17 protein-coding genes and 2 pseudogenes are annotated in these 20,890 nt (G+C 42.1%); 4 read left to right on the forward strand and 15 right to left on the reverse strand.

Annotated features, from left to right (window positions below; translation table 11 throughout):
- Positions 1–16: 16 nt before the first annotated feature.
- The 12 genes and pseudogenes from HWQ58_RS29155 to HWQ58_RS29210 all read right to left on the reverse strand — a co-directional run bounded on the left by HWQ58_RS29155 (position 17) and on the right by HWQ58_RS29210 (position 16,154).
- Positions 17–5,434, reverse strand: a complete 5,418-nt coding sequence (locus HWQ58_RS29155; RefSeq protein ID WP_366838830.1) for an AAA family ATPase — start codon at positions 5,432–5,434, stop codon at positions 17–19.
- A 359-nt stretch (positions 5,435–5,793) separates the two neighbouring features.
- On the reverse strand, positions 5,794–6,021 hold the full coding sequence (locus HWQ58_RS29160) for a hypothetical protein (protein ID WP_292870870.1): 228 nt from the start codon (positions 6,019–6,021) through the stop codon (positions 5,794–5,796).
- 120 nt (positions 6,022–6,141) lie between these two features.
- Positions 6,142–6,321, reverse strand: coding sequence for a hypothetical protein (locus HWQ58_RS29165; RefSeq protein WP_366838832.1), 180 nt, complete (start codon positions 6,319–6,321; stop codon positions 6,142–6,144).
- Between the two features lie 65 nt (positions 6,322–6,386).
- The gene (locus HWQ58_RS29170; protein WP_292870872.1) at positions 6,387–7,019 is read right to left on the reverse strand and encodes a DUF3226 domain-containing protein; all 633 of its coding nucleotides are present in this window, start codon (positions 7,017–7,019) and stop codon (positions 6,387–6,389) included.
- A gap of 5 nt (positions 7,020–7,024) precedes the next feature.
- Positions 7,025–8,170, reverse strand: a complete 1,146-nt coding sequence (locus tag HWQ58_RS29175; RefSeq protein WP_292870874.1) for an AAA family ATPase — start codon at positions 8,168–8,170, stop codon at positions 7,025–7,027.
- A 246-nt stretch (positions 8,171–8,416) separates the two neighbouring features.
- Positions 8,417–11,209, reverse strand: coding sequence for a preprotein translocase subunit SecA (gene secA / locus HWQ58_RS29180; RefSeq protein WP_292870876.1), 2,793 nt, complete (start codon positions 11,207–11,209; stop codon positions 8,417–8,419).
- Positions 11,210–11,492: 283 nt separating this feature from the next.
- A complete protein-coding gene (locus HWQ58_RS29185; protein ID WP_292870878.1) occupies positions 11,493–12,074 on the reverse strand; it encodes a cytochrome C in 582 nt (193 codons plus the stop codon).
- 185 nt (positions 12,075–12,259) lie between these two features.
- Positions 12,260–12,623, reverse strand: a pseudogene (locus HWQ58_RS29190) (type II toxin-antitoxin system RelE/ParE family toxin).
- Positions 12,624–12,651: 28 nt separating this feature from the next.
- The gene (locus tag HWQ58_RS29195; RefSeq protein WP_292870880.1) at positions 12,652–13,560 is read right to left on the reverse strand and encodes a MoxR family ATPase; all 909 of its coding nucleotides are present in this window, start codon (positions 13,558–13,560) and stop codon (positions 12,652–12,654) included.
- A 140-nt stretch (positions 13,561–13,700) separates the two neighbouring features.
- The gene (locus HWQ58_RS29200) at positions 13,701–14,765 is read right to left on the reverse strand and encodes a bifunctional riboflavin kinase/FAD synthetase (protein WP_292870882.1); all 1,065 of its coding nucleotides are present in this window, start codon (positions 14,763–14,765) and stop codon (positions 13,701–13,703) included.
- Positions 14,766–14,897: 132 nt separating this feature from the next.
- Complete coding sequence (locus HWQ58_RS29205; protein WP_292870884.1) at positions 14,898–15,152, reverse strand: hypothetical protein; 255 nt, start codon at positions 15,150–15,152, stop codon at positions 14,898–14,900.
- Between the two features lie 105 nt (positions 15,153–15,257).
- The gene (locus tag HWQ58_RS29210) at positions 15,258–16,154 is read right to left on the reverse strand and encodes an MBL fold metallo-hydrolase (RefSeq protein ID WP_292870886.1); all 897 of its coding nucleotides are present in this window, start codon (positions 16,152–16,154) and stop codon (positions 15,258–15,260) included.
- On the opposite strand from HWQ58_RS29210, the gene HWQ58_RS29215 reads away from it, so the two are divergent.
- On the forward strand, positions 16,153–16,287 hold the full coding sequence (locus tag HWQ58_RS29215; protein ID WP_292870888.1) for a hypothetical protein: 135 nt from the start codon (positions 16,153–16,155) through the stop codon (positions 16,285–16,287). The genes HWQ58_RS29210 and HWQ58_RS29215 overlap by 2 nt on opposite strands.
- A gap of 144 nt (positions 16,288–16,431) precedes the next feature.
- Here HWQ58_RS29215 and surE read toward each other — a convergent pair whose 3' ends face one another.
- Positions 16,432–17,238, reverse strand: a complete 807-nt coding sequence (gene surE / locus HWQ58_RS29220) for a 5'/3'-nucleotidase SurE (protein ID WP_292870899.1) — start codon at positions 17,236–17,238, stop codon at positions 16,432–16,434.
- Positions 17,239–17,595: 357 nt separating this feature from the next.
- Here surE and pheS point away from each other — a divergent pair, with 357 nt between their 5' ends.
- A complete protein-coding gene (gene pheS / locus HWQ58_RS29225) occupies positions 17,596–18,588 on the forward strand; it encodes a phenylalanine--tRNA ligase subunit alpha (protein ID WP_229490194.1) in 993 nt (330 codons plus the stop codon).
- A gap of 44 nt (positions 18,589–18,632) precedes the next feature.
- Positions 18,633–18,848 carry a hypothetical protein gene (locus tag HWQ58_RS29230; protein ID WP_292870893.1) on the forward strand — a complete coding sequence of 72 codons (216 nt, stop codon included), beginning with the start codon at positions 18,633–18,635 and terminating at the stop codon, positions 18,846–18,848.
- A 126-nt stretch (positions 18,849–18,974) separates the two neighbouring features.
- Here the strand turns inward: HWQ58_RS29230 and HWQ58_RS29235 are convergent.
- Together HWQ58_RS29235 and HWQ58_RS29240 are read right to left on the reverse strand one after the other, a co-directional pair.
- Positions 18,975–19,550, reverse strand: a pseudogene (locus HWQ58_RS29235) (IS630 family transposase); the annotation flags it as partial.
- A gap of 34 nt (positions 19,551–19,584) precedes the next feature.
- Positions 19,585–19,923: a helix-turn-helix domain-containing protein gene (locus HWQ58_RS29240; protein ID WP_292870895.1), complete on the reverse strand. Its 339-nt coding sequence runs from the start codon at positions 19,921–19,923 to the stop codon at positions 19,585–19,587.
- A 294-nt stretch (positions 19,924–20,217) separates the two neighbouring features.
- Between HWQ58_RS29240 and HWQ58_RS29245 the strand changes: the two genes are divergently transcribed.
- The gene (locus HWQ58_RS29245) at positions 20,218–20,820 is read left to right on the forward strand and encodes a Uma2 family endonuclease (protein WP_292870897.1); all 603 of its coding nucleotides are present in this window, start codon (positions 20,218–20,220) and stop codon (positions 20,818–20,820) included.
- Positions 20,821–20,890: the final 70 nt, after the last annotated feature.

A 20,890-nucleotide genomic window follows, 5' to 3' on the forward strand; every position in this document is an offset into this window, starting at 1 on the left:
CTTTCAGAAAAACTTTTTAGTTTACTGATGATTGACGAATAGGGATTTGCAGCACAAACTCAGTCCCTTGATTGGGGATGGAAACGCACTTTAATTTACCACGGTGTTTTTCTGTGATAATTTGATAACTAATCGACATACCCATTCCCGTTCCTTTACCAACGGATTTAGTGGTAAAAAATGGGTTAAATATTTTTTGTTGTACCTGGGAAGTCATACCTATACCATTGTCAGCGATCGCAATTTCGATCCAGTTAGTATCGATAACTGAAGTCCGAATTTTTATTTGCTGCAAATTCGCTTCTATTGACTCAAAATTCTGTTGCAGATTTTTTTCTTCAATGGCATCAATCGCATTTGTCAAAATATGCATAAAAACTTGATTTAATTGTCCGGCATAACATTCAATTATAGGTAATTCGCCATAATCTGGAATAATCTCAATTGCCGGACGCTCTGGTTTTTCTTGGAGGTGATGTTGTAAAATCATGATTGTACTATCAATACCTGCGTGGATATCAACTTCTTTAAATTCAGCTTCGTCCATACGTGAAAAAGTCCGCAGAGATAATACAATTTGACCGATACGTTCAGTCCCCACTTGCATCGATTGGAGCGTTTTTGGGAAATCTGATTGAATAAAATCTAAATCGATTTCATTTAATAATTCTTGAATTTTCACTTGGTTGATATGGGACTGTTGATAGAGATTGACCAAGTTTAATAAATCTTGCATATATTCTTTCACATAGCTAAGATTCGCGTGAATAAAATTAACAGGGTTATTAATTTCGTGGGCGATTCCAGCAACCAATTGTCCCAAGCTTGACATTTTTTCTGATTGAATTAGTTGGGATTGAGTCAGTTGCAGTTCCTGCAAGGTTGATTCTAGCTGAGTTGCTTTTTGTGTTAGTTCTTGGGTGCGTTCGGAAACTTTTTGCTCCAAACTATGGGAATATTCCTCTAATTGGCAATACAACTGAGCATTTTTTAAGGAAATAGCTGCTTGGGCGGTAAGTAGTTGAATGACTTGCAGGCGATCGCTCGTAAATGCTCCTGTGGTAAGATTATTTTCTAAATACAGGATGCCAATTAGTTTTCCTTGTTGGCTAATAGGGGTACATAATACAGATTTGGGCTGGTGGGTAATAATATAACGATCGCCTGCAAATTGTGTCCAATTGCTCAAGTTTTCAAACACAGCTTTCTGTTGCGTCCGCGCTACTGCATAAATCAAACTTTGGGGAATTTCCTGACATCGATCTAGGGGAATTTCTAACCTTTGTGTTTGCTTTAAATCGGCTTGAGCAACTACTAACCATTGTTCGTTTTGGCAAAGAAGTAAACGACCGATTTGTGCTCCTGCCAAAGCGATCGCAATCTGCATTAAAGTGGCTAAGAGTTTTTCTAACTCAATTTCTTGGGAGATGGCTTGTGCTGCTTTCATTACCGCCGGAAAATCTAGCCATAAATTCTGGTTGTTAACGTTAGTGGAACTTCTCATCAAGGTTGCGGCAATGGTTGCCTGATTGGTAATCGCTAGACTAGGAGTTTGGAGAATCGCCGCTAGTAGTTGGGGATAGTTTTGTTCTAAATGGGTGACTTTGGCTAATGCTCCCCATTTGGCATAGCAGTAGTAAGCTTCTTGCATATAGCCTGCGGCGACTTTCTCTTTACCCCAATCTAGGTAAAATTTCGCTGCTAGTTCATTGGCTAATGCTGCTTCTTGGATATAGCCGTTTTCTTTAGCACCAGAAATAGCGCGATCGTAAAGTTCAATTGCTTCTAATTTTTGGTTCAAAGCATGACACCGCTCTGCGCTAATCAAATCATATTTATGCAGATAGTTTATGGGTGCATAAGATGCACATTGCTGTATCTTAGCTAGGTTGTTGTCAACACGCTCAAGCAGTGCTGACTGCTGTAATGATGTTGCATGAGGATACAAAGCTAGTCTGGCTAAGGCATCATAAAAATACAATAAGGGGATAATATACAGACCTGGTACGCCGTCTAAATATTCTTCACAGATACTAACCGCAGCCAAACTCTGCTCGTATTCTGCAAACAAATAGCAAAGCATCACTTTGTTGATATGCAGGTGATAAACCGCAGGGCGATCGTTTGCTTGCTGATGCTGAGGCAACATAATTGTTTCATCATAGATGCACCCGCGCAGTTGAAATGGAATATCAGATTGACCCAGGAGATTTAAAACACTTTGGTGGTAAGAAACAAAGTGATTATACTGGGTCATTTGCTTAAAATGGAGAATTGCGTTCCCGTAGGTTTCCATTTCTGCTAGAACTTCTGTGAGTTCACAACCTGTCATATAAAGATAAAGTGTATATGGGAAAGCACACCAGACTGCCCACTCGATATCACCCATTTCCAGACCAGCAGCATACCCTTCTAAAAGAGGCTGTAAAGTATTTTTGAGAGGTTCTTTGTGATGTTTAATAAAAGTATTAAAAATAGAAAATGTTTTAGCTTTGAGTAACTTGGCATTCAGTTGATCTAACAAAGCGATCGCCAATTGCCCAAATTCGTATCCCTCCTCTATCTTAGAGAGAAAAGCAGAGAGAATTAAACCGTAGCTTGCATAAGCACATGCCGAGAACTTAGCATTACCGTAGAGGACAGATAAATTAACTTGTTTAAATACTATTAAGGGAAACATTGCCGGACAGCCATTATAAGCGAGTCCAAACATACCTGATAAAATTCGTAATGCTGCCAGGTGATAGTTATCCGTCATCAATGGCAAGTCAATTAATTCAGAGGGCTGACGGTTGGCGAGGATGGTTTGCGTTTCTTGTAAACCCTGCATAAAATCATCTTGGGTGGGATTTTCTGGCACATCCACACCTAGTTTTTGCAAAATCTCTAAAGCTACAGAAATACCTTGTAAAAGCTGATTTTTAGCTATACAAGCTTGGATTTTAACTTCATAAATTTTTACCTGTTCTAAGCAAGTATGGGTGTGTTGCAAAACTAATTCTGCCCATGTTTCCATCTGCTCAAATTCTCCACCCATGTAAGAAGCTTCTGCTAATGCTTCAGAGAGTGCTAATGTGAGGTTATATTGGCTCTGCCAGCAGCGATCGCCATCAAGTAACTCAATACCAAGAGTCAAATATTCAATTGCCGCTTTGTAGGCAGTAGCTTCTTTAGAACGAGAGCCTGCTATGAAATTTAAAAGAGCTAATTCATCTCGCTCTGTTTGATTATTTAGTAGTGTGTACCCCCGATTTAATTGACTAACAATATCAAAAATTTTCGATTCCCGTTCGATTTCAGGTATACTTTTCAGCAAAAGTTGACCAATCTGTAAATGGGTTTTCTGTTTCTTTGCTTGGGGAATTAAAGAATAAGCAGCTTGTTGCACTCGATCGTGCAAAAATTTATATTTAATCATTTCTGAAGTTACTGAAGTCATCTGTTGCTCTGCTGCATCAACAAAAAACTTATAAATTTCAGTTTGCGGAATTATTAAACCCGACTGTAAAGCATTCCACAAACAGGCTGCTGTTTCTGTGGGTGTTTGTTCAAAAGCGATCGCCAATGTATTTAAATCAAATTCATTGCCAATACAAGCTGCCAACTTGAGAATATTTTGGGTGGCTTCTGGTAACTTTTGCAACTGAGCAGCTATAAATTCCACGACATCATCTGTCAGTGCTGCTTCCCGCACCTGCACAATATCACATTGCCAATGTCTAGCTTGGGTATCAAAAGTAATTAGTTGGTCTTCATGCAGTGCCTTGAGAAACTGAGTAGCAAAAAAGGGATTACCTTGGGTTTTTTGATACACTAATTCTGTTAACGGTTGCGCCAAGGCGATCGCACAGTTGAGGCTATCGGCTACCAACTGATTGAGACTGTTTTGGCTTAAGGGTTTCAAGGTGATAGTATTTACCTTTGTCCCAGTTTTGGCGATCGCATCTAAAGTCAGCATCAATGGATGCGCTGCAAAGACTTCATTATCCCGGTAAGCACCAATCATTAGCAGATAGCCTGTTCCTGACTCCGCCATCAGCAGTTGGATCAGATTCAACGAAGCAGAATCCGCCCACTGCAAATCATCCAAAAACATCACCAAGGGATGTTTCAGGTGTGTAAAAACTTGAATAAACTTTTGAAATAATAAATTAAACCGATTTTGGGCGGCGATACCTGATAGTTCTGGTGCAGATGGTTGCACTCCAATGATGCGTTCTAATTCCGGGATCACATCAATGATGACTTGTCCATTCTCCCCCACAGCCTGTAAAATTTGATTTTTCCAACTTGACAATTGAGCATCACTTTCACTCAACAATTGCTCGATTAAATCGCGGAATGTTTGCACAAATGCCGAAAAAGGAATGTTGCGATTGAACTGGTCAAATTTCCCTTTAATAAAATAGCCCCGTCGCTGGACTATTGGCTTGTGAACTTCATTGACAATCGCAGTTTTGCCAATACCAGAAAAACCAGCAACAAGCATCACTTCGCTGTCACCTTGAGAAACTTGCTCAAATGCAGTTAATAATTGCTCAACCTCGATTTCTCGACCATAGAGTTTTTCGGGAATTAGAAAGCGATCGCAAATATCCCTCTGACCAATTTCAAAATAGGTAATTTTGCCAGTTTCCTTGAGTTGATACAAACAAGTTTCTAAATCGTGCTTTAATCCCAAAGCACTCTGATATCTGTCTTCGGCATTTTTCGCCATTAATTTGAAAATAATATCTGAAAGTACCTGGGGGATTTCTTCTCTGTTCCCTGTTCCCTGTTCCCTGTTCCCTAATACCGTAGGTATTTTCGCAATATGACAATGCACCAACTCCATCGGCTCATCAGAGATAAATGGTAACTCTCCCATCAGTAATTCATAAAAAGTCACACCCAAAGAATAGAAATCACTACGGTAGTCTATCCCTCGGTTCATCCTTCCAGTTTGTTCGGGGGAAATATAAGCGAGGGTTCCTTCTAATACATTGGGACTTTTTATTTCTTGGTTTTCTTTATTGAGTAATGAAGCAATACTAAAGTCGATTAGTTTAACTTGCTTGGTATCAGGATTAATCAGAATATTGGCAGGTTTGATATCTTTATGAATAATGCGATGGCGGTAGAGAATATCTAAGGTATCGCTCAGAGCGATCGCAATTTGTAAAAATTCATCTAGAGATACAACATTACTATTGTTGGCGAAATAATCCTTGAGGGAAATGCCCCCAAAGTCTTCCATCAGTAACATATAGCCATTTTTGAACGGTTCTAGGCTATAGGTTTGGATGATTAGAGGATAGTTAAGATTTTTGGCAATGGTGTATTGATTGCGAAATTGTACTAGTTCGCTAAAGCTGGGATAAGGATTTTTCAGCAGTTTGATGACTACAGATAATGAGTCAGTCTCTCGAAAAGCTCGATAAACCAGAGTTCTCAACCATCATAAAGTTCTTCGCTAAGGCAATATCCAGGAATACTAATCATATTACAAAATCTTAAGCGCTAGATTTAGTATTCCCATACACGCTTACATATTTTATGGGGTCAAATGAGCATTGCTAGTCACAAGGAGCAAATAAGCGCTAACCCTAAAAAACCTGGTAACGGCGAATATCTACGGCAAATTTCATAGCGATCACACCACAGACAACCCCAAAACTACGCCAAGTATAAGCGATGGTATTCTGTTAAATTTTCAGAAAATTGTATCATTTTTGCGTAGACGCGTTGCGGCTTATCGTCAGACATCGCTTTTCAACTAACTTGGTCATAAAACAAGCATAAAAAGTACTTTTTTTATACTTGCAAAGCACCAGCAATTGAATTTAGACACACTGTGACAGAATCAACGCACAAATTCCAGCTTTCTCTTGGTGTTTGAGGAATTGCTGATGCTCCCATCATTTTAAAAGTAGACTCTAATGCAGGATTTCCGATATGTGCTGATCCTATGCGGAGTTTATTCAAACCAACAAGAGGATCAGTCATTAACCGAGCTTGGTCATTATCTAGTCCTTTAGCCATCAAAATTTTTCCAAAAGCTTTATCTGTCTCAGATTATTATCTACTGTTCCACATAAAGCAGACCTAAGAGAAACTATTGGCATTGTTTCAATAACCCACCCATACAAGATTTTTGCAAGTTCAAACACCTCTGAGTATTGGAGGTAAACACAGCAAAGTTGCGCCCGTATCAACTAAAACATCATCCACAGTATAAGAGCGAACTTCCCCCGAAGAAATAAAGCCGCGTTGTGCCAGAACTCGATCGATTCCATTCGTGACAGTGAGGGTAACTATTACTTGTCCCATTTGCTTACCCATTTCAGTAAACTCCTGGTGAGGATTTTAAATTTATTTTAGTTAAGCTATAAAACGATAAAATAATTTTATGTAAAAAGACGTATTAACCAATCGGTAAATCTTATGGCAATATCTGTATTGGGTTGGAGAGCTTGCTTAGTAATCGCTTGTCCCATAGGACGACCAGGTTCATCTTGCCAAGCAAGATATGTGTGAATAACTGCTTTACTAATATCTAATGGTTTAAAAGTTGTTACTTTCTTAACTTGTGCTTCAACAATACATTCTCTGGCAAATTCTAGGGCTGTCGGTTCTGCTAGTTGGGCACAAAAGTCCTCTAACTTACCAGAATTTTGATTATTTGGCATCAGCCAAAATCCCAACTTGGGTTCATCTGTAATCCCCTCAACTATTGTTCCATCAATCTCAGGAATATCAGGTAATTTATAGCTATAGTGACTTAATTTACCTTTGATATTTGCCCATCTGCTTTCAAGGGAAGTATCAGTATCAAGCATTACTCCTATCACTTGAGGATGATCAGGACGTACAATCAAGGCATTTAGACGTTTTAAAACTTTTGTATCTCCATTACATTCATATAATCCAAAAGTTTGAAGAACTTCGTGAGCAGCACACAAAGCCATTACAACATGGCAATCATCTATTCCTTCAACAAGTAATATTTTATCGGTGTCTTGCTTACAGATATCACTCATATTATTTAGCGTATTTCGACGTCTGTTTCAAGAGAATCCGTAAGCGTCTCGGAAGTGTATTCTGTTACCTTAATGAGATTATCTTTAGCTTCAAGTCTAAAGAAAGCACCAAGTGAAGGATATTTATTCCATGCGCTGTCAAAACCATTTACACAATCTCGACTATGTGTTGTTGCAAATACTTGAACATTCAACCTTTCGGAGTAACGAAAAACAATATCCCAAACTTTAGGTTGTACTGTCCAATGCAATCCATTTTCAAATTCATCAATTAAAAGGATGCCATTTCGAGCATTTACGAGAGCAACAATTATATGGAATAAACGAGTCATCCCATCACCCATACTTTTTAGAGGTAATGGCTCATTTATACCTTCAATTTTTACTAGTGGAATACGATTATCGCCTCCCTGCCCACGATTATTGCCTCCGCGTCCTTTGCTAATATCTTCTACAAAAGCAACTCCAGATACTTTAGGTTCAATAAGTTTAAGGGCGGAAATAACCTCTGATTCTAAATTAGTTAAACTTGTCAAATCCCAAAGAGCGGCTAATTTTCGATTAGGCATATTTTCTGTCGAAACCAATTGCCATGTGTATTTAAATTCAGCATCTAGCCGTTCGTAAGCAACTCTAGATGTGAGCCTCATATCTCTAAAATCACGATTTAATCTGAAAAGTCTGCGAGTTTTTTGATTTTCTTCTGCTACGAGAACAACTTCAATATTGGATAAATCCTTATGAAACTGCTCATCAGTGATGCGGATTCTTTTCGTGTTTCCTTCGTCATCAGATTTAATCTGATATGCAGCAACACCAATATGAATCTTTGCCTTTGAGGAAACTTCTCCCAGAATGATGCCTTCTTCTCCTATATCGGGTAATTTATGACCAAAAAAGAGATGGCGTATGGGATTAACAAGAAAAGTTTGAGAATATGGTTGTGCCTCACTAACCCAAGACCCTTGCCTCGAATTTACAAGTTCAAGGAGATTTATCGGTGAAGCGTTGCTGGCATAAAGTTCTATTGCTTCGAGAAATGTACTTTTACCAGCATTATTCCTGCCGACAATGAGGTTAACATTACCTAATCTCTTAACCTCAAGATGATCAAAAAGTCTGAAATTATTTATCTGGAAGGACTCTAGCATACAAGCTCGACCTAATCCTTTTTCATTAGCTTACAAGATACTAGACCATACAACATCCTCAATCGAAAACGCTGATTGTTATGGAACAAACAGGAGAAGAAATACTTTTTCCTTGAACAAAGGCAAGCGATTCACCCTCTCACCAACAATATTCAAATTCTCCTACGTAACGAATGCACTACTAGCATAAAACAAAGACGCAAAAGCACTCTCTGCGCCTCTGCGTCTCTGCATCAGATTCCCTACTTACACCATCTCAGACGAAGCCTGCACCATCTGCTGCGGCTGCGGCTGGAACATGAATAACGAGTACACCACATCTCGGCGAATGTTAACCATCATATCCAAGAACAATTCATATCCCTCGCTCTTATACTCAATCAGCGGGTCTTTTTGCCCATAACCACGTAATCCCACTGATTCGCGCAAGGCATCCATTTGTTGCAGGTGTTCCCGCCACAGAGTATCAATGCGTTGCAAGATAAAGAAACGTTCCGCTTGGCGCATCAGTCCGGGTTGAACTTGGTCAATCTGTGCTTCTTTGAGGTCGTAAGCAATTCGCACCTGTTCGTGGAGGAAGGCTTTAATCTCGCTGACGGTGATATCTTCTAATTGACTCGCTTGTAAATCTGCTAGCAGATAGACGAATTCTTTGACTTTCTCAACCAACTTTTCTAATTCCCACTCTTCTGAGGGCAAGTCTATATTGATGTAGAAGTCAACGATGTCATCCATCGTTTTTTCAGCGTATTTAATCACCTGTTCTTTCAAATCTTGACCTTCTAAAACTCGGCGGCGTTCAGCATAAATAGCACGACGTTGATTATTCATCACCTCGTCATACTCAAACACCTGTTTGCGAATGTCGTAGTAGTAGGTTTCAACTTTTTTCTGTGCGCCTTCCAAACTGCGCGTCAGCATCCCAGATTCGATGGGCATATCTTCTTCTACATTGAAGGCTTGCATTAACCCAGCAACGCGATCGCCACCAAAAATCCGCAGTAGGTTATCCTCTAAACTGAGGAAGAATCTTGTGGTTCCAGGGTCGCCTTGTCTTCCTGCACGTCCGCGCAACTGGTTATCAATCCGCCGCGATTCGTGGCGTTCTGTACCAATTACGTGCAAACCGCCAATTTCTACTACCTCATTGTGTTCGCGGGTAGTAAATTGTTCGTATTCTTGCTTAACGCGGTTGTATGCTGACCGCAACTTCTGAATCACGGGGTCGTCGATGGGAGCTTTTTCTGCGGCCACAGCTACCTTGTCTTCAGCTTCCAGTTCCGGTAAACTGCGATCGCCATACTCACGCACTGCAATTTCTACTGCATCTTTGAGTAGTTTTTCGGTTTCTTTTGTCAACTGAGTCGGGAAAATTTCTGGCGAAGCCCGCCAAGTTTTGACTTTCTTACCAGGGACAAAGCCTTGACCACCACCATGTCCTGTAGGCAATCCGGCTGCTCTTTGCACGCCAAAGGCATCTTCATCTTCTGGCATGACAATCCGGGGCATGAAGTATTCCCGCAGTTTCAGACGTGCCATGTATTCGGAGTTACCACCCAGAATGATGTCTGTACCTCTACCAGCCATGTTAGTAGCAATCGTTACAGCACCTTTGCGTCCAGCTTGGGCGACGATTTCCGCCTCACGTTCGACGTTTTCCGGTCGGGCGTTGAGTAATTCGTGGGGAATCTCTAGCTGCTTCAGTAGCCGACTGAGAAGTTCGGATTTTTCTACACTAGTCGTTCCCACTAATACAGGTCTGCCGAGTTCGTGCATTTCGGCACATTCTTTAGCGATCGCTCCCCATTTGCCTGCTTCTGTCTTAAAGACCATATCAGACAAATCTTCGCGTCTGCGATCGCGGTTGGTGGGAATTACCGCGACTTCCAATTTGTAAATTTTTTCAAATTCCGGTTCTTCCGTTTTTGCTGTTCCTGTCATTCCACCCAGTTTTGGATACAGCAAAAACAGATTTTGATAAGTAATTGTCGCTAGAGTTTGAGTTTCTGGCTGAATTTCTACGTGTTCTTTAGCTTCAATCGCCTGGTGAAGTCCATCGCTCCAACGCCGTCCGGGTAGTACTCGACCAGTAAATTCATCCACAATTACCACTTCCCCATTGCGGACAATGTAATTTACATCTTTAAGGAAAAGTTCTTTGGCTTTAATTGCATTGAAAATGAAGTGCGCCCAAGGATCTTCTGGGTCAAATAAATCTGTGACTCCCAAAAGATTTTCTGATTCGGCAAACCCTTCATCTGTCAATAGCACGTTACGAGCTTTTTCATCCACATCGTAATGCTCGTCTTTTTTGAGTGTGAATGCTATTTCAGCGGCTTGCAGATATTTTTCTGTCGGTCTTTCCACCTGCCCGGAAATAATTAGCGGTGTCCGCGCCTCATCAATTAAAATCGAGTCTACCTCGTCAATCACGCAATAATTGAACGGGCGTTGCACCACATCTGCCATTGATGTCGCCATGTTATCCCGCAAGTAGTCAAACCCTACTTCGCTGTTGGTGACATAAGTAATATCGCACTCGTAATTTTTCTGACGTTCGCTGGGAGTCATGCTTGACTGAATTAGCCCCACGCTCAACCCCAAGAACCGATGCACCTGTCCCATCCATTCTGCGTCCCGACGAGCTAAATAATCGTTGACGGTAACGACGTGTACACCTTTACCAGTAAGGGCATTTAAGTAACTCGGCAAGGTAGCGACTAGTGTTTTACCTTCGCCGGTTTTCATTTCGGCAATTTGTCCTACATGTAAAATGATACCGCCAAGGAGTTGGACATCAAAGTGCCGCAAGCCTAAGACTCGCTGTCCTGCTTCCCGAACAACGGCGTAAGCTTCTGGCAATATGTCATTTAGGGTTTCGCCTTTAGCGAGCCGTTGTTTAAATTCGACGGTTTTACCTTTTAACTCATCATCGGAAAGAACCTTAATTTCTTCCTCTAAAAGGTTAATTTCAGTAACAGAAGGTTGGTATTTTTTAAGCTTACGAGCGTTGGGGTCGCCCAACAAAAGTTTTAGCATGGCAGGTTATAGAACTGAATCAAGGGGGATGGAAATTAAAGGGTAGGCATTGATTATAAACATTTAACCCAGCCCAAACGTCTTGGTTGTGGATGGGTGTGAAATGAGAATTACCTCAAAAGCAGGATAAAAACTAGCCAATCATTTAATAAACTGATTGGTTTTAACTCTTATCTTATATTTACTCTTTCTTCATAGTATCATTTTGCCCCCAGATGGGGCCAGGATGCGGGAGGAGGGGAGTAGAGGGGAACTTTCTCACAGGATCTTTTTCCTCTGCTCTCTATCTCATCTGCCCCTCTGCCTCTTGTGATGTCAGGCGGCGGAAATTGTAATCATTAGCACTGGGATGACAGCTGACACAACTGCCAATCTGGACAGGACGTGGTAACTTAACTCCTGGATGCAAAGCTTTGAAATAACGCGAGTTGTTGAGGCGATATGGTGTTTCTTCGTCATCTAGCTGCACACGGGAGAAAGTCGAAAGATATTTCCACACTAAGATGCGTGGCGGATCGACTAAAGGCTGGAGTTGTGCGCCGTAGTGCTGCGAGTCTTGCAGGATATTTTTCCAAGTTTGGGTAGGTAAAACGGCTGGTGGTATGGCAATGTGACATCTGGAGCAGTTTTCTAAATACAGTTCTTGCCCCAGCTGGTATTGTGCAGGTACTACGTCAACAGTGCCAATTTCAGCGGTGGGAGTCGCACTTTGGGCGTTAGTTGCCAAGGCTAGAAGCCAGCCCATAGCTAAACTCCACGTCATAATTACCAGAAGTAAACCGAAAAATTGGCGTTTGAATTCACGTTCGGCGCTTGGCTGTAGTGCTTGGCGATCGCGGATTTTGCGCTTAACAAAAATTGACATTCCTCACATTCCCAGATATTTAAAAGTGGCGCTTGTGCTAATCATAAGACTTACGCAGGATTGGCAGTGTTTCAAATTTTGCATAAGTAGTTTTGGCAAGCAACACATTTTTGATATCGATAACAGTAATATAAATATCTATTCAGCGCACCACTGACTATGCAAGGAAAAATGTTCTAGTAGTTTTAACCTGACTCAGTAGAAAAATTAGCCACAATATCTCGGATTTCATTTGCACCAATATCTTCTCGGTCAGATTTGGAATAAATCGTTAGTAGCAAAATACTTGTAGGTGACTCAAATTGATAAATCAGTCGGTATCCAGTACTCTTACCTTTTTGGTACTACTGTTACGAACTCTCACCTTATAAACAATATATTCCTCACCAATGTTCGCGCGCGATCGCCGACAAAATTCCCTTGTTGTAATTGCTCAATAATCGGTTGAACATCAGAGCGAATATTGCGAAATCTTTTTGAAAGATCACGCAAGTTTTGTTTATATTCAGGAGTTAAATCGATGAATACCGATGGCTGCTCATTCGGCATCAATTCCCTCCCACATTTGAGATAAACCTTAAGGAATAGAAACCGATCGCAATAATCGCTCAACAACAGTTCTTGAATTGCGTCCTCCTCTAGGAATAAGGCGATGGCAAAGAACATGAGGGACAAGAAATTTCACATCATCGGGAATAGCATAATCACGCCCTAATAGAAAAGCTAGCGCTTGGGCAGCCCGTTGTAATGCTAATGTGCCACGCGGACTGACACCAAGGGCGATTTCCTCATCTTGACGTGTTGCCCGCACTAATTCGAGAATGTACTGTTGCAAAGAAGTTGTTACTTTTACTTGAGAGCAGAGGTAACGCAATTCCTGCACTTCTGCCAAGGTAATACAAGGCTGCAAATTAGCAATTTTTACACCATTTTGGAGATTTTGCAGCATTAGGAGTTCTTCTGCTTCAGAAGGATAGCCCAAACTCAGCGACAACATAAACCGATCCATTTGCGCTTCTGGCAGGGGAAAAGTACCTTGATACTCAATAGGGTTTTGAGTGGCAATCACAAAAAAGGGCTGAGGAACTGCACGAGAGACACCATCGACTGTTACCTGATGTTCCTCCATAACTTCCAGTAAAGCTGACTGAGTGCGGGGTGTGGCGCGGTTAATTTCGTCAGCTAATAGCACATTGGTAAAGACTGGCCCAGGCAGAAAAGTAAATTCGCCGCTTTTTGGATTCCAAATGTTAGTACCAGTAATGTCAGTTGGCAGTAAATCGGGAGTGCATTGTAGCCTTTGAAACTTACCATCCAGCGAACGAGCTAAGGATTTAGCAAGCAGGGTTTTACCAACACCAGGGACATCTTCTAAAAGAGCATGACCACCACCTAACAAGGCGACTAGTACTAAGCGTATTGCTTCAGCTTTGCCAACGATGGTAAGAGCCAGATTTTGTGTTAAAGCGTCGATTTTTTCTCTCATGCGTTGTGGGGAGTGGGGGAAGAGCAGGGGAGCAGGGGAGCAGGGGAGCAGAGGAGAAGTTGCAGTAAGTTTTTCCCCTCTGCCCCTCTGCCCCTTTGCACCTCTGTCTCTTGTGCCCAATGCCCTATCTATTGTTCCCACTAAGCACTCAAAACTTCTCTAGCAACAACGCAGTCAAGTTGAATTTGTGTTTTCAGGGCTTCAAGAGAAGGAAATTTTTGTTCGGGGCGCAAAAATTTAACTAGCTGCACAACTAGTTTTTTGCCATACAAATCACCCGACCAATCGAATAAATGTACTTCCGCAGATGAATAAGTACCATTTACAGTTGGACGATTACCGATATTCATAACGCCCAAGTTATCACTAGGAGCGGTATCTGATGCTTCATCAAGAGTGAAAACGCGGACAGCGTAGACTCCTTGGCGAGGCAAAAACTTTTCTTTTGGTAGTTGGAGGTTAGCAGTGGGAAAGCCAATTGTTCTGCCCAATTGTTGACCTTGAACGACATCACCAAGGAGAGTGTAGGGGCGTCCTAGTAATAGATTTGCGCTTTCGATGTCTCCCTGCTCAAGGGTTTGGCGGATCAATGAAGTGCTAATGCGGGCATCCTGAGTTGGAGTAGTACTGACGCAATTGGTTTGGGTGGACGAATCACCTGTATAAGTTTGTAAGGGAACAATGGTAACGGGAATATTGTACTTGGCGGCGAGTAATTGCAAATCTTGAGCAGTACCACTACGCTTTTCGCCAAAACAAAAATCCTGCCCGATGCTAATTTGTTGGCATCGCAGTTGTTGCACGAGAATTTTTTCGACAAATTCTTCGGGGGTCAAGGCAGACAATTCTTTGTCAAAGGGTAGTAGTACCAGTTGTTCTACCCCAAGCGATCGCAATTGTTGGACTTTTTCAGCCAGTGGCGTTAACAAAGTCCGAGGTTGCCCCGTAAAGAACTCCTGTGGATGGGGGTCAAAGGTGACAACTGTTGAGTAGGTATATTCTGGATTTGTCAGTTGATTTTCCTTTGACTGCGGACTACTAGCTACTGACAAATGACCACCAGCGTGCAAGACTGGTTGAATTACCCTTTGATGCCCAAGATGAACACCATCAAACTTGCCAAGGGCAACAGCAGTCGGCGTTAGTAGCCCTTCGCTCGAAAAAGCAACCCGCACAGAACACCCATTTTTAGACAAATTTAGCACGTGGATTCTGAGATTTTAGGTTTATTTTAGCTATCAGCAGGAAGCTACCCTATGGTAAACCGCCTTAAGGAGGACTTCACTAACTGCCTATGAGGTCTTGTGCTATCAGCCAGGGTGTTGATGCCACCCCTTTTAGCTATCAGCCAAAAGCCTAACCCAAGGGAAGTCGCCCAAGATGGTTTCTTGTGCTATTGGCTTGAGAGCTAATTGCAAAGTCCAGATAACCCCAAATACCAGAGGTAAAAAGGCTCTAGTCCCGTGTTGAGACTTCAACGAGGTTTTAGTGCGATCGTTAGCTGCAATCTTAGGGTGTGTAGGCTGTGTTGGTGAATCTATAAAGTTTGTCCTCTTGTTGTCGCCCCAATCCTGTGGTCGGCGCTTTGACAACTTTGGGCAGCGCTGTCTCACCGTACAGCTAACAGGACGCTCTCGCGCTGAAAGCTTCTGATCACCAATCTAATCTAAAATCTCCAATTCCTCCGATCGCAATCTTTAGGTAGAAAACTTGCTAACAGGAAAAGATTCTGATAATACAACTGACGTCGGAACCTGAAGTACCAATCCTTCCCGTGCCATAATAGCACCAGGAAATTTTTCAGCGGCTTCTTTGCCTACACGATCCAAAAAGTCATCATCGTGCGCCGGGTCGTGGTGGTAAATCACCAGAGTTTTGACGTTAGCAGCTTGTGCCACTTTTACCGCTTCTTGCCAGGTAGAATGTCCCCAGCCAATTTTCGGGGATTTTGGCGAGTGGTATTCCTCGTCTGTGTAGGTAGAATCGTAAACCAGAATGTCAGCATTACGAGCTAGCCATAACACATTGTCATCGAGTCGGTCGGGAAAATGTTCGGTATCAGTGATGTAAGTAGCAGCACCACCACGCCAGTTGACGCGGTATCCTACAGCTTCACCTGGATGGTTTAAAGGTGCTGTTTCTACGGTAAGGTCATCGATATGGATTGGTTGCCCCGGTCGAATGTCGTAGAAATTTAAATTCGCTTGCATAATTTGCAAGGGTACGGGAAAGTTCGGGTGCAACATTTGATCGTTGAGGCGCTGTTCTATGGTAGAACCATCAGGTGCGATCGCGCCGTAAATATGAAAGTCATTCCCCTTTACAAACCCTGGTGTAAAGAAGGGAAAACCTTGCATGTGATCCCAGTGAGAGTGCGTAAAAAATATGTGAGCTTCTAACGGCATTTGGTGCAACAGAGATTTCCCCAAAACATGTAGTCCCGTGCCAGCATCGAAAACTAAGCGTTTATCGCCCGCTTGCATTGATATGCAAGGGGTATTACCGCCGTAACGAACAGTGTGTGGCCCTGGGCTGGGGATGCTGCCACGAACCCCCCAAAATTGTACGGTAAATTGATTCTCTATCCTAGACATGGGTATTGCTTGCTGGACTGAGCGGGCGATAAATGAAAGAATTGTCACTTATTTTGTCGAAGTTTATGCTGTCTCACCGATTTTGCTAGAGGGAGGATTTCTTGGTAAAACAGCATATCCTGTTTCTGGCTGATTGTGTAAATGTGAATGAAATACCTCAGTTATAATTTTCCAGGTTTTGGGGTGAATGTGTATCGGTTATTTCAATAGTGCCCCTACGTTATAGCCTACATTTTTCCGTGATGCATTTGAATAACCACATTTTTGTCCTGATAAATCAAATGATTCCAGGAAAATTGAATTCCCACTCCGATAATTTCTCTAATCCAGTTGCGTAAGTAAGATTGTATTGTAATGGGGTAATACTGATGTAGTTTTTACGTACAACTTCCACATCTGTAGGTACATTTTGAGGCAGATTTAATCCGCTTGGGGGTTCCACATCCTCAATTACCTCTCCGGTTAACCAGTAGTACGTTTTTCCACGAGGATCGACTCGTTTATTAAACACATCAATGTAATGCCGTAGACCTTGACGGGTGAGAGTAACTCCGGCAATTTCTTCCCATTTGACCGCAGGAATATTGACGTTGAGCAACATTAAATCTGGCAGCGGTTTTTGGGCTAACTGGTCTACGAGAACTGTGGCAAATTTAGCAGCAGCTTGAAAATCTTTAGATGTGTGACTCATAAGACTCAGCGCTATGCTGGGAATGCCTTCAATTAGACCTTCCATTGCCGCAGAAACAGTGCCAGAATACAGAATTTCAGTTCCCAAATTCGCACCTTGATTAATACCAGAGAGAACCAAATCTGGGGGAGTTTCCAATAAAGCCCACAGCGCCAATTTGACGCAATCTGAAGGCGTACCATCACAAGCCCAAGCTTTGACAGCAGGATGAAAAATCTCTTCGACAATTTCGGCGCGAATGGGTTGGTGTAAAGTTAACCCGTGTCCAGTTGCTGATCGCTCTCGATCTGGGCAAACTACACTCACATCATGACCAGCCTCTGCCAAATAGTTGGCTAGGGTACGAATCCCTAAGGCAGAAATGCCATCATCGTTGCTAATTAGTAATTTCATCGTCATTAGTCATTAGTCATTGGTCATTGGTCATTAGTTATTAGTTATTTGTTATTAGCCATTTGTCAATGTCTGAGGTCACAAGCAGCAAAAAAACATTTATACTCACTAGACAGTGTGGCGGAATTTTGCTTACCTTTAAGACAAGTTGCTCAATCCCTAACTCTGGTTAAGTGAGATGTTAGCTGGATTTACGCGCCTGCTGTACTAGCCCAATCATCTCTAATTGATAAACAGAGGTTTGGTTTTAACCCTCACCTTTAGCTGATGTTAATGATATGACTATAAGTTTATTTATCGAGCAGTTCACAGCTTTTGACTATAGACTAATGACTAATGACCAATGACTAATAACTAATGACTAGCAATTTAGAAGCTCAACTTTTAGCACTGCGGCAAGAAGGAGAAAAAGCGATCGCAGCCGCCGACACCCTAGAACGTCTGGAGGAACTCAGAGTTAACTATCTGGGTAAAAAAGGGGAACTGGGGGCGCTGTTGCGAAGTATGGGGCAAATGAGTGCAGAGGAACGACCGAAAATTGGAGCGATCGCCAATACAGTCAAAGAATCCCTGCAAACTAGTCTAGACCAGCAACGTGCCGCCTTAGAAGCCGCGCAAATTCAAGCTTTGCTAGAGGCGGAAACTCTGGATGTAACTATGCCGGGAATTTACAGTCCCCAAGGTCGCATTCATCCCCTCAACGGCATTATCGACCGAGCACTGGATATCTTTGTCGGTATGGGCTACACCGTGGCTCAAGGGCCAGAGATGGAAACAGATTACTATAATTTCGAGGCTCTCAACACCCCGCCTGACCATCCCGCCCGTGATATGCAGGATACCTTCTATCTGCCAGATGGGAATCTTTTACGGACTCATACATCTTCGGTACAAATTCGTTACATGGAAAGAGAAGAACCACCGATTCGGGTTGTGGCTCCAGGACGAGTTTATCGGCGAGATAATGTAGATGCGACTCACTCAGCAGTTTTCCATCAAATAGAACTTTTAGCCATTGATGAGGGACTAACTTTTACAGACCTTAAGGGCACAATTAAAGTATTTTTACAAGCAATATTTGGCGATTTACCAATTCGCTTCCGCGCCAGTTATTTCCCCTTTACTGAACCATCTGCTGAGGTGGATTTGCAGTGGAATGGTCGCTGGTTAGAGGTGATGGGCTGCGGTATGGTCGATCCAAATGTACTTAAGTCTGTGGGTTACGATCCAGAAGTTTATACAGGGTTTGCTGCCGGTTTTGGTGTAGAACGTTTTGCAATGGTGTTACATCAAATCGATGATATTCGTCGCTTGTATGCTAGTGATTTGCGGTTTTTACAGCAATTTTAGGCATACGTAATCGTTATGTACTGCAAGCAAGGTAATAATAAATAATGACCTCAGTTTCCAGGTTAGATCAAGTTCTAGATAGCATCAAAAACTTATCGGTAGATGAACAAGAAACATTAATTGATCTGATAAGTCATCGGTTGGCAGAACGGCGGCGTTCTGAAATTGCTGCTAATATCGCTCAAGCACAAGTAGAATATCAGACAGGTAAAGTGTTCCGTGGAACTGTTACTCAAATCATGGATGAGTTACGCAAGTGAGAACTGTAGTTCTGGCATCATCGTTTAAACGAGCATTTAAGCGATTGGTACGACGATAGCCAGAATTACAAGAGCGATTTGAAGAGCGGTTAGCACTACTAACCGCCGATCCATTTACAGCTATTTTCAGGTAAATAGACCACAGTGGTTGAACCAACCGAGGGCATCATCTTCGTTAATATAATTGACAGCAAGCGACATTGCTTGGTCAAGTGACTCCAGTGTGCGTGCTTCGGAGGAACGGAGAAATTGCTTCAGTTTCGACCAACACAGTTCTATAGGAGATAAATCTGGAGAGTAAGGGGGCAAAAACTTGACAAGTGCACCTACGGACTCAATTGCAAATGTTAGACGTTCAGCGTGATGAACTTTCAGATTGTCCATGACCACGATAGCCCCTTTCCACAATTGAGGTGCTAAGACTTGAGTGACATAAGTGATAAATGCCTCAGTGTTTATACTTCCTGGTACAGTCATTGCTGCAACGAGTCCATCAAGGTTTAAAGCACCTACTAAAGAAACTTTTTCACCCTTACTTCTAGGAACACTACCAACTGCTCTTTCGCCATCTACTGCTCTGGCAAACAATCGTGACATTGATAAATTCAATCCAGCTTCATCGACAAATACCAGGTTTCTGACATCAATCTGATCTAAACTTCGGCGAGAATCATGTCTTAACTCTTGTACTCGTGGGGTATCTTGCTCGCTAGCTAACGACGCTTTTTTTTACACGTCAGCCTAATTTTTCGACCGCTCGATGCATTGTACTGACACTCACACTAATCCCTGTGCCTTCTGCATAGCGATCGCATAGTTCTCTGAGTAACAGATCATTTTTTCCCTCCACCATAGACTGAATAATGCTTAGATGCTCGTTTATTATTGTCGGCTTTTGATATCCTCCACGTCGTTTGGCTTCAATTTGTCCATTTGTCCGATACTGACGCAGTAGATTTCGCACAAATGACAAGCTGACCTTAAATCTTTGTGCTAACTGGCGTTGAGAGCCTTCCTTTGCAACACACGCCATAATTACACGCTCACGCAAGTCCCTTGAGTAAGATATTGGCATTTATTCATACAATACTATCTCTTTAGTCTACCTGAGTTTGTGGTTCAATTACTTGAAAATTGCTGTAATCTATTGTTGCAGACCCATAAACTTAAAGGCAAACTGTCTGGAGCTTGGGCGTGAACAGTTACCTATGATTGTCGTATTGTCTTTAACTTTGTGCAAAATATAGAATCCGGTGAAGAGGAAATTTTGCTAATTGATATCGGCACTCATGATGAAGTTTACAGAGTTGTAGGTGCTGTTCTAGTATTTTCCTACTGACGAATTTTAGATTTAGGATTGAATAATTCAATGACTGCAATCACTGGGAAACGTCTAACGCTTGAGGAATATTTAAAGTATGACGATCGCACGGATAGCCAGTATGAACTGGTAGCAGGTGAGTTAGTTGCAATACCACCTGAAAGCCCAAAAAATGTCCATATATCTCTATTTTTACTGGTAAATTTCCTCAAGTTTGTTCCAGTTAATCGGTTAAGTAACAAAGTTGAAATTGTTGTTGCTGGTTCTCGTGCAACAACTCGCATTCCTGACTTAGTTGTACTGACAGATGAACTTGCAACAGCCTTAGAAGGTGCAACGCGATCCACAATTACCCTGGATATGCCTCCTCCAGCATTAGTTGTCGAAGTTGTTTCTCCTGGCAAAGCTAACGAAGATCGGGACTATCGCTACAAACGTTCCGAGTATGCCGCCAGGGGAATTGCTGAATATTGGATTGTTGATCCACAAAGAAATGCAGTTACCGTACTGATATTAGTTGACGGTTTTTATGAAGAAACCAGATTTACAGGAAATACTGCGATCGCATCTACTATTTTCCCAGAATTACAGCTAAAGGCAGACGAAGTGACGTCAAGCTCTTCAGAAAGCTGCGGGAACAATTCCTACTGAGCTATTTCACTTGGAGGCGTTGCATAAATGCGGGATGAATCACTCAAATACAGGTATTTTGCTATACTTC

The sequence above is a fragment of the Nostoc sp. LPT genome, assembly GCF_017115165.1.
Lineage (GTDB): Bacteria > Cyanobacteriota > Cyanobacteriia > Cyanobacteriales > Nostocaceae > Nostoc.

Bases quoted from the DNA above. Each gene is read 5' to 3' on its own strand.
- HWQ58_RS29160 (WP_292870870.1), bottom strand. From the start codon at position 6,021: ATGGCTAAAGGACTAGATAATGACCAAGCTCGGTTAATGACTGATCCT.
- HWQ58_RS29240 (WP_292870895.1), bottom strand. From the start codon at position 19,923: ATGCCAATATCTTACTCAAGGGACTTGCGTGAGCGTGTAATTATGGCG.
- HWQ58_RS29210 (WP_292870886.1), bottom strand. From the start codon at position 16,154: ATGTCTAGGATAGAGAATCAATTTACCGTACAATTTTGGGGGGTTCGT.
- secA (WP_292870876.1), bottom strand. From the start codon at position 11,209: ATGCTAAAACTTTTGTTGGGCGACCCCAACGCTCGTAAGCTTAAAAAA.
- HWQ58_RS29170 (WP_292870872.1), bottom strand. From the start codon at position 7,019: ATGAGTGATATCTGTAAGCAAGACACCGATAAAATATTACTTGTTGAA.
- HWQ58_RS29230 (WP_292870893.1), top strand. From the start codon at position 18,633: ATGACCTCAGTTTCCAGGTTAGATCAAGTTCTAGATAGCATCAAAAAC.
- surE (WP_292870899.1), bottom strand. From the start codon at position 17,238: ATGAAATTACTAATTAGCAACGATGATGGCATTTCTGCCTTAGGGATT.
- HWQ58_RS29245 (WP_292870897.1), top strand. From the start codon at position 20,218: ATGACTGCAATCACTGGGAAACGTCTAACGCTTGAGGAATATTTAAAG.
- HWQ58_RS29165 (WP_366838832.1), bottom strand. From the start codon at position 6,321: ATGGGTAAGCAAATGGGACAAGTAATAGTTACCCTCACTGTCACGAAT.
- HWQ58_RS29215 (WP_292870888.1), top strand. From the start codon at position 16,153: ATGGGTATTGCTTGCTGGACTGAGCGGGCGATAAATGAAAGAATTGTC.
- HWQ58_RS29195 (WP_292870880.1), bottom strand. From the start codon at position 13,560: ATGAGAGAAAAAATCGACGCTTTAACACAAAATCTGGCTCTTACCATC.
- HWQ58_RS29175 (WP_292870874.1), bottom strand. From the start codon at position 8,170: ATGCTAGAGTCCTTCCAGATAAATAATTTCAGACTTTTTGATCATCTT.
- pheS (WP_229490194.1), top strand. From the start codon at position 17,596: ATGACTAGCAATTTAGAAGCTCAACTTTTAGCACTGCGGCAAGAAGGA.
- HWQ58_RS29185 (WP_292870878.1), bottom strand. From the start codon at position 12,074: ATGTCAATTTTTGTTAAGCGCAAAATCCGCGATCGCCAAGCACTACAG.